13 protein-coding genes are annotated in these 14,592 nt (G+C 64.0%); 7 read left to right on the top strand and 6 right to left on the bottom strand.

The window, feature by feature from the left end; all coding sequences use genetic code 11:
- Positions 1 to 472 precede the first annotated feature (472 nt).
- Positions 473 to 808: a histidine triad nucleotide-binding protein gene (locus E5Z01_RS06125; RefSeq protein ID WP_135228559.1), complete on the bottom strand. Its 336-nt coding sequence runs from the start codon at positions 806 to 808 to the stop codon at positions 473 to 475.
- Between the two features lie 63 nt (positions 809 to 871).
- Between E5Z01_RS06125 and E5Z01_RS06120 the strand changes: the two genes are divergently transcribed.
- Positions 872 to 1,510: a hypothetical protein gene (locus tag E5Z01_RS06120; protein WP_135228558.1), complete on the top strand. Its 639-nt coding sequence runs from the start codon at positions 872 to 874 to the stop codon at positions 1,508 to 1,510.
- A gap of 177 nt (positions 1,511 to 1,687) precedes the next feature.
- Here the strand turns inward: E5Z01_RS06120 and E5Z01_RS06115 are convergent, their stop codons facing one another.
- The 5 genes from E5Z01_RS06115 to E5Z01_RS06095 all read right to left on the bottom strand — a co-directional run bounded on the left by E5Z01_RS06115 (position 1,688) and on the right by E5Z01_RS06095 (position 6,264).
- Positions 1,688 to 2,824: an acyl-CoA dehydrogenase family protein gene (locus E5Z01_RS06115; protein WP_135228557.1), complete on the bottom strand. Its 1,137-nt coding sequence runs from the start codon at positions 2,822 to 2,824 to the stop codon at positions 1,688 to 1,690.
- Positions 2,825 to 2,959: 135 nt separating this feature from the next.
- Positions 2,960 to 3,859, bottom strand: a complete 900-nt coding sequence (gene holA, locus E5Z01_RS06110; protein WP_135228556.1) for a DNA polymerase III subunit delta — start codon at positions 3,857 to 3,859, stop codon at positions 2,960 to 2,962.
- Positions 3,860 to 3,881: 22 nt separating this feature from the next.
- The gene (locus E5Z01_RS06105) at positions 3,882 to 4,739 is read right to left on the bottom strand and encodes a serine/threonine protein kinase (RefSeq protein ID WP_135228555.1); all 858 of its coding nucleotides are present in this window, start codon (positions 4,737 to 4,739) and stop codon (positions 3,882 to 3,884) included.
- Between the two features lie 182 nt (positions 4,740 to 4,921).
- Complete coding sequence (locus E5Z01_RS06100) at positions 4,922 to 5,134, bottom strand: hypothetical protein (protein WP_135228554.1); 213 nt, start codon at positions 5,132 to 5,134, stop codon at positions 4,922 to 4,924.
- A 113-nt stretch (positions 5,135 to 5,247) separates the two neighbouring features.
- Positions 5,248 to 6,264, bottom strand: a complete 1,017-nt coding sequence (locus E5Z01_RS06095) for a sugar-binding transcriptional regulator (protein ID WP_167757792.1) — start codon at positions 6,262 to 6,264, stop codon at positions 5,248 to 5,250.
- Positions 6,265 to 6,412: 148 nt separating this feature from the next.
- On the opposite strand from E5Z01_RS06095, the gene E5Z01_RS06090 reads away from it, so the two are divergent.
- The 6 genes from E5Z01_RS06090 to ilvA all read left to right on the top strand — a co-directional run bounded on the left by E5Z01_RS06090 (position 6,413) and on the right by ilvA (position 14,577).
- Positions 6,413 to 7,234: an MIP/aquaporin family protein gene (locus tag E5Z01_RS06090; RefSeq protein WP_135228552.1), complete on the top strand. Its 822-nt coding sequence runs from the start codon at positions 6,413 to 6,415 to the stop codon at positions 7,232 to 7,234.
- A gap of 69 nt (positions 7,235 to 7,303) precedes the next feature.
- Positions 7,304 to 8,800: a glycerol kinase GlpK gene (gene glpK / locus E5Z01_RS06085; protein WP_135228551.1), complete on the top strand. Its 1,497-nt coding sequence runs from the start codon at positions 7,304 to 7,306 to the stop codon at positions 8,798 to 8,800.
- A 177-nt stretch (positions 8,801 to 8,977) separates the two neighbouring features.
- Complete coding sequence (locus E5Z01_RS06080) at positions 8,978 to 10,534, top strand: glycerol-3-phosphate dehydrogenase/oxidase (protein ID WP_135228550.1); 1,557 nt, start codon at positions 8,978 to 8,980, stop codon at positions 10,532 to 10,534.
- 276 nt (positions 10,535 to 10,810) lie between these two features.
- The gene (locus E5Z01_RS06075) at positions 10,811 to 11,749 is read left to right on the top strand and encodes a phospho-N-acetylmuramoyl-pentapeptide-transferase (protein WP_119766614.1); all 939 of its coding nucleotides are present in this window, start codon (positions 10,811 to 10,813) and stop codon (positions 11,747 to 11,749) included.
- 115 nt (positions 11,750 to 11,864) lie between these two features.
- Entirely contained in the window at positions 11,865 to 12,809 is a 945-nt protein-coding gene (locus E5Z01_RS06070; protein WP_135228549.1) for a class I SAM-dependent rRNA methyltransferase, read from the top strand.
- Between the two features lie 220 nt (positions 12,810 to 13,029).
- Entirely contained in the window at positions 13,030 to 14,577 is a 1,548-nt protein-coding gene (ilvA, locus tag E5Z01_RS06065; protein WP_135228548.1) for a threonine ammonia-lyase, biosynthetic, read from the top strand.
- Positions 14,578 to 14,592: the final 15 nt, after the last annotated feature.

The raw sequence follows: 14,592 nt of genomic DNA, 5'->3' as shown, positions 1-14,592 counted from the left end.
TTAGGGCGCTGTTGTAGAGATGGCGTAATTGTAAAGATGACCTTAAGGCTTGTCAATGCGACGAAAACAGGCTGCAAAATAGTGTGAAGCGGTTCCATAAGCTCTTTCCTAATTTAAATTGCCAAACTTATAGCTGGATGGGCAATCTTATTGCCCAAAAAATGAATCTTGCTGATGTTACCGACTCTAGTCCAATTCCAGTCAAAGTGGATTGGTTAGCATTTTACGTTTCGTCGACCGGATTGCTTTTGTTGAATTTTCCACTGCCTGGCGCTCGAATACCACTCATTCCGTACCGTATGCCGTCCGATATAGAAGGACATTCTAGGGCGGCTGACACAGAGGCTCACCTCTTCTGCCGCCTGAATATGCCTCGGATCAGGAAGTCTCCAAGCAGCGTCACCCTACCAAAAAGCTCCCTGTTCAAGAGTTCCACACCCGGAATTCGTCAACGGTTCAGTCGGAGGCCGTATCAGGTATCGGAATCCGGCCCGTTTTCCCAGCCGGCCAGGACGTGAATGTGGGTGTGAAACACCACCTGTCCCCCACCCTGCCCGCAGTTCACCAGCAGGCGGTAATCCTGCGCATGCTGCCGCGCCACTTTCACTGCGGTGAGCCACAACTGGCCCATCTCCAGCGGCTCCGCGATCTCGTCGACCCGCGCCGTCACCTTCTTTGGAATGACCAGCAGGTGAATGGGGGCCTTCGGGGCAATATCCTTGATCGCGATAAAATCCGCGTCCTCGTACACGATGTCGCTGGGAATCTTGCGGGCGATGATGCGCTCGAACAGGGTGGGGCCACTCATTAACCCACTCTACCGTGCCACAAATCAGCGGGCAGAGCGGTTCCGCCAGCACTACACTGAGGTATGAAACCCCTGCTGACCCTGCTACTGCTGACTGCCGCTCCCGCTCTGGCGCAGCAGCCTGACCTGAGTTTCACGGCGCAGGGCCAGGTCGGCACCTTCCAGGAGTTCATAACGCCCCCTACCCTGATCTGGAAGGAAGGCCCAGACAGTTACCCGGTCGGCAGAATCAACCTTGACAAGACCGTCAGCCTGACCCTGACCAAAGCCAACACGGCAAAATTCAGCCGGGCGACCATCCTGGATTGGCGCGACAGTGCCGGCAGCGAGGACGGCCGCTGCGACAACAGCAAACTGGCCGCCCAGGACGCCACCATGCTGATGCTCAGCGAGGTGTACTACACCCACGACGGCGAATCTTTTTTCCTGCGGGCCGGATACACCAGGGAAAACAGTGACGGCAGCACCACCTACACCACCAAATTCTTCGTGTGGGTCGACCGTGACGTTTTCCTGCGCGGCGAGAAGAAATGCGGGGCTTCCACCACCCGTTACGACCTGAACTTCAAGGCCGGCTGGAACGTTCTGGATTTCATTTACACCCGTAACTCGTCCACCTCGAGCTGGAGCAACGACGAGTACCGCAATGCCCAGCCCATCAAGCAATATGTCGGCCCCTGGGTCGTGTACGACGACAACTGAGCCGCCCGGCCTCCCCCATCCCCTGCCAGAGGTTCTCTTGCTCAGCGCAGTTCCCTGAATGAGGGAAGAACATGCTGAATGACTTCATCCTCAGGAGCTCTACCAGCCTGCTGGGCCAAAAGAATCAGCCGCCTGCGAGCTCTCATCGAGCATCAAGCAGGCGGCTGAAGCGAGGCCTTACTTCAGCAGGTTGCGGGCAATGACCACGCGCTGAATTTCGTTGGTGCCTTCGTAGATCTGGTTGAGTTTACTGTCGCGCAGCAGTTTTTCCACCGGGTACTCGCCGACGTAACCGTACCCGCCGTGCACCTGAATGGCCTCGTTGGCGGCGTCGAAGGCCATTTCCGAGCAGTAAGCTTTGGCGATGGCGCTCTCATAGCCGTGCGGCTGGCCCTGATCGACCAGCCAGGCGGCTTTTTGCCACATCAGGCGGCCCGTTTCGATGCCCATGGCCATTTCCGCCAGCTTGAACTGAATGGCCTGAAAGTTGCTGATGGGTTTGCCGAAAGCCTCGCGTTCCTTGCTGTACTTCACGCTTTCGTCCAGGGCGCGGCGGGCGATGCCGACCGACCCGGCGGCGACGGGCACGCGGGTCTTGTCCAGCGTCTTCATGGCGATCTTGAACCCGTCACCCAGGCCGCCCAGCTGGTTTTCTTTAGGCACGCGGACATTCTCGAACACCAGTTCGGAGGTCAGGCTGGCCCGCTGGCCCATCTTGTGCTTGATCTTGTTGTAAGAGAAACCGGGCGCGTCCTTGGGCACGACCAGGGCGACGGTGGCCTTGTGGCCGCCCTGCTTATCAGTGGTGGCGAACACCACGGTCAGCTCGGCCACCCCGCCGTTGGAAATCCACATCTTGGTGCCGTTGATGACCCATTCGTCGCCGTCCAGCACGGCAGTGGTGCCCATCGCGGCGGCGTCGGAGCCGTTGTTCGGTTCACTGAGGGCGAAGGCGGCCAGCCCAGCCTTCTCGGTGAGAGGCCCCAGGAAACGTTTCTGCTGCTCCTCGGTGCCGCCCACCAGGATGGGCGTGATGCCCAGCTCGGACGCCATCAGCACCGTGAAGATGCCCATGCAGCCGTAGGCGATCTCCTCGCCCACGAGGCACTCGTCGAGCATGCCCAGGCCGATGCCGCCGGCATGCTCAGGAATGCCGACGTTCAGCAGCCCGACCTCAAAGGCCTTTTCCACGATCTGCCAGGGCAGTTCTTCTTTCTGGTCGTACTCGGCGGCGATGGGCATGATTTCCTTGCGGGCAAAATCACGGGCAAGTTGCTGCAATTGGCGTTGTTCGTCGGACAGGGTGAATTCCATGGTGGCTCCTTGGGCTGGGTGAAATTTTTTGAACTGAGTCTAACACTCACTCGTAGCCTGTGCTCGTGGAGAACCCAAGCTACTGACCAATGCTGAAGCTTTTACAGGCTACAGGCTAAGCTTCGCCTGCAGCGTTTACACGCTGAGTTGCACGATGAGGCGTTCCAGCGTCACCGCCGGGTCAAGGCCGCGCTTCATGGCCAGGTCGGCTTCCAGAATGCGGCCCAGGTGCGCGCGGATTTTCGCCTCATTCAGCTTGCGGGCGACTTCCAGGGCTTTTTTAGCAGGGTAGGGTTTGACGCCCAGGCGCTGCGCCGCCGCCGCCTCGTTAACGCGCCCTTCTTCTTGCAGCAGGGCCACCGTGCGGGCCACCAGGCTGTACTGCCACACGACGGCCCCCATTAGTTTGAAAGGGTCTTCGCCGGACAGCAGCAGGCGGCGCAGTTGCATAACCGCTTCGGCGGCGCGTCCGGCGGTGGCAGCCCCCAGCATGGCGAAACTGTCGCCGGGCGGTTCACGGCCCACCACACGCTGCACCGCTTCGCGTGTGAAAGGGCCGTCCAGCAGCGCCAATTTGGTCATCTCGCTGGCAATGCCTGCCAGGTCAGCGCCGAACACTTCGGCCAGGTAGGAAGCCGCGTCACGTTCCAGCGCCAGTTTCTGCTTTCTGGCGCGCTGCACCACCCAGCCGGTCACGTCGCCGGGTTTGCTGGGGGCAGGCGAGGGCACAATCTGTCCGGCTTTTTCATACTGCTTGACACGGGTGGCCGGCGGAGATTCGTCCAGCACCGCCACCGTGACCTCGGCGGCGGCCAGCAGTTCCAGCAGCGCCTTGTCGGGTTTGATGCCCTCCAGGTCGACGATCACGCCGCCATCTCCGAAGAGGCCCGGCGAGAGGTGCGGGCGCAGTTGCTCGGACGTGACATCTTCGCCGGACAGGCGCGGGAGTTCACGCGGGTTCAGGCCCCGCGCCGCCAGTGTGTCGCGCAGGGTTTCATCGGCCAGAAAACGGTTCCCTGTGAAGGCCAGGATCACGGTGAGTCCCCTTTATCACAGGTCACTGGGCGGCCTGCCGGTTGCTGTATTCCTGGTTACCGTTCTCTGGCTCATCATGCCCCAGATCGCTGAGGCCCAGGGCGCGTCGGGCCTGACCCAGCGCCTTCAGCATGACCTGCGCCGATTGCGGGCGCTCGGCACGGTCACGCTGAATGGCTCCCTGCATCAGCGGGTGTAATTCTGGCGGGCCAGGCAGCTCGGCGCAGTTTTCACAGATACCCGCCAGCCAGCCCAGCGCGTCCTCATACGGCGGGTGGCCAGCCAGGCAGTCGAACAGCAACACGCCCACCGAGTACAGGTCGCTGCGCGGGTCGCCCCGGACGCCCTGAAACTGCTCGGGCGCCATGAAGTGCGGTGTGCCCATACGCGTGCTGCTGTGAATAGCCAGGTGCAGGTGGCGGGCGTGGCTCATGCTGAAATCCATGATGCGCACGCTGGCGTCATTCGCCTGGCCATTCAGCAGCATGACGTTTTCCGGTTTCAAATCCTGGTGAACCACGCCCCGGGCATGCAGGTACGCGGCTGCCTGAAGCACGCCCCACACCACCGCCGTGGCGGCGTCCGGTGTCATGGGGCCGCAGCGGGCCAGGTCGCGCAGTGTGCCGCCCCGGATGAACTCGAAGATCAGTTGCGTGTCCGTGACCGCCAACAGCCTGACGATATTCGGGTGTTGCAGGTATGCGGCGACCTCGCCCTCGTGCTGGAAGCGATCCACTATTTCGGGATCGTCGGAGATCAGGGATTTGACGAAGACGGCCTGCCCCTGCCACACGCCCTGCGCGGTCTGCACCCCACCGCGCTGCCCCAGTGGCGTCAGTCGATCGACTTGCTGGTGAGGAAGAGGGGACAAGGTGGACATAAGAACGTTAAAAACCTAACAGTTCAGTGTGTCCGAGTCCAGCTTCTTGACCAGGTGTCTTATTAAGCGGAGTCTTTAGCATTCGTCATCCTTGTGTCGGGCTGAAAAGGAACAACTTTAACCCAAAGGCATAAATCGGCGCGGGAAGGTAAAGCCCTCCCCGCGCCGAAAAAGGAAGGGCGCTACATCGCCGGGACAGAACTGGGGATAGGCAGACCGGGCGTGTCGGGGTTGCTGCTCGGCTGCGGCTCGGGCATGCCAGGCAAATCCGGATTGACCGGCGGATCGCTGATGGGGCCGGTGTCCTCGGCGCCGGGCATGCGCTCGGGCAGCGGCGCGGGCTGATCGGTGGGTTCGGTGGCGGGAGCGGGCGGGCGATCGTAAGGGCCAGTCATGGGTGACCTCCTGTGCACTGAAGTGTGCCCTCAGCCTGCCCGGCGGGCGGGTGAAAGGGGTGCAGGGTCGGTGAAGAAACCTTCAGGCCAGGGGGTTCAGGGCCGTTCTCCTCTCAGGAAAGTTCCAGCACGGCGCGGGCCGTCGTTTCATCCACGATCAGGGTGCGGGCCAGCCGGCCTTGCAGGGCGGCGTGCAGGGCGCTGGCCTTGCCCGGGTCGGCCACGATGCACACGGTGCTGGGGTGCTCACGCACGAAATTCAGGTCCGGGCCACTGGCGCGGTCGTTCAGATCGATTCCCCGGCTGCTGCCGTCGGCGCGGAAGAACACGGTGGCAATGTCGCCCGTGACGCCCTGCGCCGCCAGGTCGGTGAGGTCCTGGTCGTCCAGGTACCCGGCGGTGTGCACGTGACTGGGTGTGGCCGCTGTGAAACTGCCGACGCTGAACACCAACATGTCGGCCTGTGCCTGCAAGGTCGTGATGTGCCCCACGCTGCGTTCACGCCACATGGCTTGCTTGGTATGCGGGTCATCGAAGAAAGTAGGCACCGGGAACAGGTGCGCCCGCCCGCCGAACGCCCGGGCGAAGCGCAGCACGGTGTCGGTCACGAAGCCCGAGTTGAACTCGTAGGCGCTGGCGCTGCCGTTCAGTTGCACGAACTGTGTGTCGGCCAGCGGGCGTGGCATCAGGGCCTGGCTCACGGCGTCCAGCGTGTTGCCCCAGGCGATGCCCACGGTCATGCGGGCGCGCAGGTGCGTGCCCAGCCAGTGGGCGGCGGCCTGCGCCACGCGCTCCATGCGGGTGTCCTGCGGGGCGTTGGCCGGCAGACCGATCACCTGGGGGTTCAGGGCGGGCCAGCGTTCCCGCAGGGCCGCTTCGAGGTGCTGTGGGTGCTCCTGCGGGTCGTGGATGCGGATTTCGACCAGGCCGGTGCGGCGGGCCAAGGTCAGCAGGCGCGACACGCGCGGGCGCGAGAGGCCCAGCTCGCGGGCAATGGCGTCGGTGGTCAGGCCCTGCTGGTAGTACAGCCGGGCCACCTGCACGGCCTGCACCACGTTGGGGTCAGCCGCCGCAGGGGATGCCAGGGAGGAAGAGGGCGCACCGGGGCCGCCCGGGTCGGGGGTGGGCATGCCGCGTAGCATACGCTTCCGCACTACCTTGAACAAATGTTCACAAAGTCTTGACAATTGTTCATAGTGCATGTCACCGTGAACGCACCGAATTCAGGTTGTGCCGCGCTGGCGGCGTCTCCGGCAGGGAGCCGGAGAGAGGAGGCTTATGAAATTCACGACCTCACAGGAATTTATGGCGGAACTGCTGGGCACCATGGTGCTGATCCTTTTCGGGGTGGGTGTGGTCGCCATGGTCGTGCTGTTCGGCAGCAGCCCCGCCATTCCCGGCGAGGTGGTCAAGGGCGGGTACACCAACATCACCCTGGGCTGGGGCTTCGCGGTGCTGATGGGCATTTTCATCTCCGGCACCATCAGCGGGGCGCACCTGAACCCCGCCGTGACCATTGCGCTGGCGGCCACCGGGCGCTTTCCCTGGAGCAAGGTGGGGCATTACATCGCTGGACAGATGGTGGGCGCCTTCCTGGGGGCTGCCCTCGTGTACGCCGTGTACCACGCCAAGTGGGTGGGCGTCGATCCGGGACTGGCAAGTACCGCCGGGGTGTTCAGTACCTTCCCTGCCGTGCCGGGCTTCTGGCCGGGCTTTATCGATCAGGTGGTGGGCACCGCCCTACTGATGGCCCTGATCCTGGCGATTGGCGACAAACTCAATAACCCGCTGGGGGCCAACTGGGGCGGGCTGGCGGTGGCCTTCGTGGTGATGGCGATCGGCATGAGCTTCGGCGGCATGCACGGGTACGCCATCAACCCCGCCCGCGACCTGGGGCCGCGCCTCTTCTCGGCGCTGGCCGGCTTCAAGAACACCGGCTTTGCCGACGGCGTGTGGCTGGTGCCCGTGATCGGGCCCATCGTGGGGGCCATCGTGGGGGCCTTTATCTACGATACCTTCATCGGCAAACCGCTGCTGCGGGCCGGCGAGGCGCACCAGGGCGTGCAGGGCGTCGACCCCGAATACAACGTCAACCGCTGACAGGTCAAGCGCTGACGGGTCAAACGCTCAGTGCCTTCTCTTCCCTCCCTTCAATCAAGGAGCCACCTCATGGCAGACGATAAATTCATCCTTGCGCTCGATCAGGGCACCACCAGCAGCCGCGCCATCGTGTTCGACCACGCCGGAAACATCAAGGCGGTGGGACAAAAGGAATTCAGGCAACACTTCCCGAAACCCGGCTGGGTGGAGCACGACGCCTCGGAAATCTGGAGCACTCAGATCGGCGTGGCGCAGGAGGCCCTCAGCAAAGCGGGCATCCGGGCTTCGGACATCGCCGCCATCGGCATTACCAATCAGCGTGAAACCACCGTGATCTGGGACAGGAAAACCGGCAAGCCTATCGCCAACGCCATCGTGTGGCAGGATCGGCGCACCGCCGGGTACTGCGACTCCATCCGTGAGCAGTACGCCAAGACCCTGCAGGACAAGACCGGCCTGGTGCTGGACGCCTACTTCAGCGGCACCAAGGTCAAGTGGCTGCTGGACAACGTGGAGGGCGCTCGTGAACGCGCCGGGAAGGGTGAACTGGCCTTCGGCACCATCGACAGCTGGCTGGTGTACAACCTGACCGGCGGCGCACTGCACATCACCGACGCCACCAACGCCAGCCGCACCCTGCTGTACAACATCCACACCGGCGAGTGGGACGACGAACTGCTCCAGATCCTGGACGTCCCGCGCAGTGTCCTGCCGGAAGTGCGCAATTCGTCGGAGGTATACGGCAAGACTGCCGAGGGCCTGCTGGGCGCCCAGATTCCCATCGCGGGCATCGGCGGGGATCAGCAGGCGGCCACCTTCGGGCAGGCGTGCTTGCAGAAGGGGATGGCGAAAAACACCTACGGCACAGGTTGTTTCATGCTGATGAACACCGAGGGCGAGGCGGTGCCCAGCCAGAACAAACTGCTGACCACGGTGGCCTGGCAGTTAGGCGGGAAACGCACCTACGCGCTGGAAGGCTCGGTGTTTATCGCGGGCGCTGTGGTGCAGTGGCTGCGCGACGGCCTGGGCATCATTCGCAGCAGCGAGGAGGTCGAGGCGCTGGCCCGCACGGTGGACAGCAGCGAGGGCGTGATGCTGGTTCCTGCGTTCGTGGGCCTGGGGGCACCCTACTGGGACAGCTACGCCCGCGGCACGATGGTCGGCATCACCCGCGGCACCACCAAGGCGCACATCGCCCGCGCGGCGCTGGAAAGCATCGCCTTCCAGTCGGCGGAACTGCTGGAAGCCATGCAGAAGGACAGCGGCGCAACCCTGAAGGAACTTCGCGTGGACGGCGGGGCCAGCAACAACGACCTGATGATGCAGTTCCAGGCCGACATCCTGGGCGTGCCCGTGGTGCGGCCCAAGATCACGGAAACCACCGCCCTGGGCGCGGCTTATCTGGCGGGCCTGGCGGTGGGGTACTGGCAATCCACCGACGAGATCGCGCAGCAGTGGCAGGAAGACACACGTTTCGAGCCGCAGATGGACGCCGCCGAACGCGAGCGCCTGATGAAGCGCTGGAAGAAAGCGGTGGAACGCAGCCGCGCCTGGGAAGAAGAGTAACGCGCCGCGCCCACCGGGCTGCTTGACCCTCTCCCTACCTTGTGGAGAGGGTTTTTTGCTCAGCGGCAAACGTGACCCAAATGCTTGCACAATTGTTCAATCCATGTGAACATATGTTCACAAACGAGTACACACGAACCTTGTCCAGCCCCCTCGCCCCCACAGGAGTTCATGCCCATGACTGCACCTCAACCTGATCCCCGCACCGCCGTGACCGCCGCCCTGACGCCCCAGCCGTGGGACGTCATTGTGATCGGGGGCGGCGCATCCGGCCTGGGCAGCGCCGTGGAAGCCGCCACCCGCGGCCACCGCGTGCTGCTGCTCGAAGGCCACGACTACGCCAAGGGCACCAGCAGCCGCAGCACCAAACTGGTTCACGGCGGCGTGCGCTACCTCGCGCAGGGCAACGTGTCGCTGGTGCGCGAGGCGCTGCGCGAACGCGGCCTGCTGCGCCAGAACGCCCCGCACCTGGTGCGCGACCTGGAATTCGTGGTGCCCGCCTACGACTGGTGGGCCGAACCCTTCTACGGCATCGGGTTGAAAATGTACGACGTGCTGGCCGGTAAGCTGAGCCTGGGCAGCAGCAAACTGCTGAGCAAGGAAAAGGCCCTGGAGAAGACCTCGACGCTGCAACAGAACGGCCTGAAGGGCGGCATCCTGTACCACGACGGGCAATTCGACGACTCGCGCCTGGCGATTACGCTGCTGCGGACGCTGCAAGACCACGGCGGCGTGGCCCTGAACTACGCGCCCGTCACGGGGCTGCTCAAGGAAGGCGGCAAGGTCGTCGGTGTGAAATTCCGTGATGGCGAGAGCGGACAGGAACACGAAACCCACGCCAGAGTGGTGATCAACGCCACAGGCGTGTGGGTGGACGATATCCGCCAGATGGAGGACGCCAGCGCCAAACCCATGCTGTCCCCCAGCCAGGGCGTGCACATCGTCGTGGACAAGAAATTCCTGCCAGGCGACAGCGCCATCATGATTCCCCGCACCGATGACGGCCGGGTGCTGTTTGCGGTGCCGTGGCATGACCACGTGGTGATCGGCACCACCGACACCGCTGTGCCGCACGCCAGCTTTGAGCCGCGTGCCCTGGAAGAAGAGATCGAGTTCATCCTGCGCACCGCCGGGCGTTACCTCTCGCCCGCCCCCACCCGCGCCGACGTTCAGAGCGTGTACGCGGGCCTGCGCCCCCTGGTGAAGCCTGCCGACGAGGCCGACACCAAGGCCATCTCACGTGACCACACCATCGTGATCAGCGAGGGCGGCCTGATTACCCTGACCGGCGGCAAGTGGACGACCTACCGCCGCATGGGCGAGGACACCGTGAACCGCGCCGAGCAGCAGGCGGGCCTGCCGGAGCGCCTGACCGTTACGCCGGGCCTGCACCTGCACGGCTGGAGTCAGGAAGACCGGCCTGACCACTGGAAGGTCTACGGCACCGACGCCCCGCGCATTCAGGCGCTGCCCGGCGCGGACATCACCCTGCACCCCGAGTTGCCTTACACCGAGGCCGAAGTCCGCTGGGCTGCCCGCTTCGAGCAGGCCCGCAGCGTCGAGGACATCCTGGCGCGCCGCACCCGCGCCCTGCTGCTGAATGCCCGGGCCAGCCTGGACATTGCCCCCCGCGTGGCGGAAATCATCGCTGAAGAACTGGGCCGGGACACGGCCTGGCAGGCAGAGCAGGTCAAGGCTTACCGCGACCTGGCGCAGGGGTACATGCTGAACTGAGGGATGACATGCATCTTCCGGGAGGCGTGGCACTGTCCGCAGCGAGCCCGAAAATGAAGCTCTGAGAAAAGGGGGCCACCGCTTATTTCAGAAGTGATTCGCAGAGGCCGGTCTGTCCATTCCCGGACGCGGTCTGGCCTCTGCATCGAACACGCTTCCTGACCTGGACGCCGTGAGCGTCCCTGAAGTGACTGAGGATGAAAGCCGCGTGGTAGCCTTGCGCTTAGTGATGATGGTCTCCGTTAATCGTTTGTGGGAGGGTGCCCCGTGTTTCCGATGATGCTGGTTGCGGCGCTGCTCTCGTGGTTCCTGGTGGGCCTTTTTATTAACATCAGCAAGGCGCAGGGGTGGGGCCAGCCGGTGCGCAAGGACGGCTCGAAGTCCCACCTGGTCAAAGAGGGCACCCCCACGGCGGGCGGCGTGCCGTTCGTGGTGGCGCTGGCGCTGGTGTTCTTTCCGCTGTACTTCACGGGTCACGGTGGAGATGGGCGGGAACTGATCATCATGCTTGCGGCGCTGGGCATGGGCATCATCGGCGGGATCGACGACTGGCTCAAGGTGCAGTCGCGCATGAAGGGCAGCGGCAAGAAGGAGCTGCTGGCCCGCGAGAAATTCCCGCTGCAATTCATCGTGGCGTTCGCTTTCGCGTGGTTCGCCGCGCCGCTGGCCAGTCACCAGCTGTTGCCAGGCCTGGGCGGCATAGGGGGCGTACCCATCTGGGACGTCCTGCTGCTGACCTTCGTGATGATCGGCTCGGTCAACGCCTTCAACTTCACCGACGGCATCGACAGCCAGCTGGCGGGCGTGAGCATCATCGTGCTGCTGCCCCTGCTGGCCCTCTCGCCCAGCGCTGCGCTGCTGGTGGCGGTGCTGCTGGGCTTCCTGTGGTTCAACGCCCACCCCGCCCGCGTGTTCATGGGCGATATGGGCAGCCATGCCATCGGGGCCATCGCCGCCGGGGCATACATCCTGTACGCGGATGTGTGGCTGCTGCCCATCGCCGCGCTGATTCCCGTGGTCGAGGTGCTGAGCGTCGTCATTCAGGTGGCGTACTTCAAACGCACCGGCAAACGCGTGTTCCGCATGTCCCCCATTCACCACCACTTTGAGAACATCGACACGCCCTGGCCTGAAACGCATATCTCCATGCGCTTCTGGGTCATCACTGCCGTCATGACCAGCGTGGCGTGGTGGCTGATGGGCGGCCGCCCCTAGCGTAGACCGTGATGAAAGCAGGGGTGGGAGCAAGAGCTGAGGCTTTTGCTCCCGCTTTCTTTTCAGCGGTGAGTGGAGTTTCGGCCTACCCCACCCACCACTTACCATAAGCGACATGTTTCCTGACCTGCCGCGCCTGTTCGCCCGCCGTGCCCACCTGCCGGAGGAAGGCGCCACCGTGTACCGGGCGGCGCACCTGACGGAAACGAATGGGCTTTTTGCGCTGGATGTGGCGGGCAGCGTGGGTGTCCTGAGCCTGTACGGCCTGCTGACCGGTGAGCAGGAAAAGGAACTGGCCCACGCCTGCGCCGAGGCGGGCGACTTCTCAGGGGTTTACCTGAAACGCCGCCCGGTCGAGGCCAAGCACGCCGCAAACACGCAGCGCGATTATCTGTCGCCGCCTGACCCCCTCTGGGGCGAGGCCACACCGGAAATCACTGCCCTGGAGAATGGCGTTCCATTCCTGATCCGTCCGGGTGCCGACCTGAGCATCGGCCTGTTCACGGACGCGCGCCCGGCCCGCCAGTGGGTCAGGCAGGCCACACCCGCCAGTGTCCTGAACACTTTCGCGTATACCTGCGGCTTCGGCCTGAATGCGGCGCTGGGCGGCGCACAGGCCGTCAAAAATATTGACCTGTCGCGCAAAGTCCTGGCGTGGGGCCAGGAAAATTACGCCCTGAGCGGCCTGCCCGCGCCGGACACCGATTTCCTTTACGGGGACGTGTTCGAGTGGCTGCGCCGCCTGCACAAACGCGGCGAACAGTATGCCTTGGTGATCCTCGACCCGCCCAGTTTCGCCCGCAGTCAGGCCGGCACCTGGCGGGCCGAGAAAGACTACGCCAGGCTGGCCGCCCAGGCCGCCGCCGTCACCGCTCCCGGCGGGCAGATTCTGGCCCTGCTGAACCACGCCGGAGTCTCCCCCACGGCCTTCGAGCGCATGTTCCACAGGGGTATGGACAATGCCCACCGCAGCGGGCGCGTTGTGGAGCGCCTCCACCCTGGCGAGGATTACCCGCAGGCCACCCACCTCAAAGTCCACGTGTGGCAACTGAACGGGTAAGACGCGCTCCTAAAGGCGTCAACCTCCGGGGCTTTTTTGCGGCTTGTCTACCCGTCTTGCCCCCCGTCTCGCTGCGGTGAGGCGGGGATGTCTTATGCTTCGTCCTATGAAAGGAGCAGTGCGAATTATGACGGTTGCCGGGGTATTTGCCTGACAGCCGCCGCGCTGCCTTGACGACCCCCGCCGAGCACGCGGGGGCTTTTCATTTGGGGGTTCTGGAATGACCGTGATGCAGGAATGGAAACCGGGAGCGCTGGACGCGATGGATGTGGTGCGCCTGGCCCTGACCAGCAAGGTGTACGGCGCGGCAGTGGAAACGCCCGTAACGGACTTGCCGCGTCTGGGGGCACGTTTAGGGAACCGGGTACTGCTCAAGCGCGAGGATCAGCAGCCGGTGTTCTCGTTCAAGTTGCGTGGGGCGTTCAACCGCATGGCGCAGCTTCCGCAGGCGGAACGGGCGCGCGGGGTGATCTGCGCGTCGGCGGGGAACCACGCGCAGGGGGTGGCCTTTTCCGGGCAGCAGCTGGGGATTCGCACGGTGATCGTGATGCCCGCCACCACGCCGGAAATCAAGGTGCAGGCCTGCCGGGCGCGGGGGGCCGAGGTGGTGCTGCACGGCGACAGCTTCAGTGACGCCGAAGCGCGGGCCTTCGAGTTGCAGCGCGAGCTGGGCCTGACGTTCGTGCACCCATTCGACGACCCGCTGGTGCTGGCGGGCCAGGGCACCCTGGCGCTGGAATTGCTGCGTCAGGTGGAAGGAAACGGATTCACGGTCTTTGTTCCGGTGGGCGGCGGCGGATTGATCGCGGGCGTAGCAGCGGTCTTGAAAGCCCTGATGCCGGGTGTGCGGGTGGTGGGCGTGGAGCCGGACGACAGTGACGCCATGACCCAGAGCGTGCGGCTGGGCAAGCGGCGGCGGCTGGACACGGTGGGCATCTTCGTGGACGGCGTGGCGGTCAAGCAGGTGGGAGAGTTTACCTTCGACCTGGCACGCCGTTACGTGGATGATTGGGTCACTGTGAACACCGATGAGGTGTGTGCGGCCATCAAGGACATCTTCGACGACACGCGCGCAGTGATGGAACCCGCTGGAGCGCTGGCGCTGGCGGGCATGAAAAAGTACGCGCAGGAACGCGAATTGCACGGGGAAACGCTGGTGGCTGTGGCGAGCGGTGCGAACGTGAACTTCGACCGCCTGCGCCACGTTTCGGAACGCACGGAAATCGGCGAGAAGCGCGAAGCCATTTTCGCGGTGACCATCCCGGAAAGACCCGGCGCGTTCCTGAAGTTCATCGAGCTCATCGGCAACCGCGCCATCACGGAATTCAACTACCGCTACGCCCCGCGCGACGACGCCCGCATTTTCGTGGGCGTGCACCTCACTCACCCCGGGGAACGGCACGAGATTATGCGCGAACTTCAGGTGGCCGGGTACGCCGCCCTTGACCTGACCGACGATGAACTGGCCAAGGTTCACATCCGTTACATGGTGGGGGGCCGCGCCCCCGAAGCGCAGGACGAGCGCGTGTACTCATTCACGTTCCCGGAGCGGCCCGGGGCGCTGCGGCAATTCCTGACGCAGTTGCAGGCCGGCTGGAACATCAGCCTCTTTCACTACCGCAACCACGGCAGTGACTACGGCCGTATTCTGGCCGGCATTCAGGTGCCAGAGTGTGAGCTGGGGCAGTTCGCCGCCTCGCTGGAGGCCCTGGGGTATCCCGCCGTGAACATGAGTGACAACGCCGGTTACCGCCTGTTCCTGACGTGAGCACAGGGCCAATCG

It is taken from the genome of Deinococcus fonticola (assembly GCF_004634215.1).
Taxonomy (GTDB): Bacteria; Deinococcota; Deinococci; order Deinococcales; family Deinococcaceae; genus Deinococcus; species Deinococcus fonticola.
Note: the sequence above shows the minus strand (reverse complement) of the source record. Positions and strands in the feature narration are given on the sequence as shown.

Coding starts and splice junctions, on each gene's coding strand:
- E5Z01_RS06125 (WP_135228559.1), bottom strand. CDS start 808: ATGAGTGGCCCCACCCTGTTCGAGCGCATCATCGCCCGCAAGATTCCC.
- E5Z01_RS06120 (WP_135228558.1), top strand. CDS start 872: ATGAAACCCCTGCTGACCCTGCTACTGCTGACTGCCGCTCCCGCTCTG.
- E5Z01_RS06115 (WP_135228557.1), bottom strand. CDS start 2,824: ATGGAATTCACCCTGTCCGACGAACAACGCCAATTGCAGCAACTTGCC.
- E5Z01_RS06105 (WP_135228555.1), bottom strand. CDS start 4,739: ATGTCCACCTTGTCCCCTCTTCCTCACCAGCAAGTCGATCGACTGACG.
- E5Z01_RS06100 (WP_135228554.1), bottom strand. CDS start 5,134: ATGACTGGCCCTTACGATCGCCCGCCCGCTCCCGCCACCGAACCCACC.
- E5Z01_RS06095 (WP_167757792.1), bottom strand. CDS start 6,264: ATGCCCACCCCCGACCCGGGCGGCCCCGGTGCGCCCTCTTCCTCCCTG.
- E5Z01_RS06090 (WP_135228552.1), top strand. CDS start 6,413: ATGAAATTCACGACCTCACAGGAATTTATGGCGGAACTGCTGGGCACC.
- glpK (WP_135228551.1), top strand. CDS start 7,304: ATGGCAGACGATAAATTCATCCTTGCGCTCGATCAGGGCACCACCAGC.
- E5Z01_RS06080 (WP_135228550.1), top strand. CDS start 8,978: ATGACTGCACCTCAACCTGATCCCCGCACCGCCGTGACCGCCGCCCTG.
- E5Z01_RS06075 (WP_119766614.1), top strand. CDS start 10,811: ATGATGCTGGTTGCGGCGCTGCTCTCGTGGTTCCTGGTGGGCCTTTTT.
- E5Z01_RS06070 (WP_135228549.1), top strand. CDS start 11,865: ATGTTTCCTGACCTGCCGCGCCTGTTCGCCCGCCGTGCCCACCTGCCG.
- ilvA (WP_135228548.1), top strand. CDS start 13,030: ATGACCGTGATGCAGGAATGGAAACCGGGAGCGCTGGACGCGATGGAT.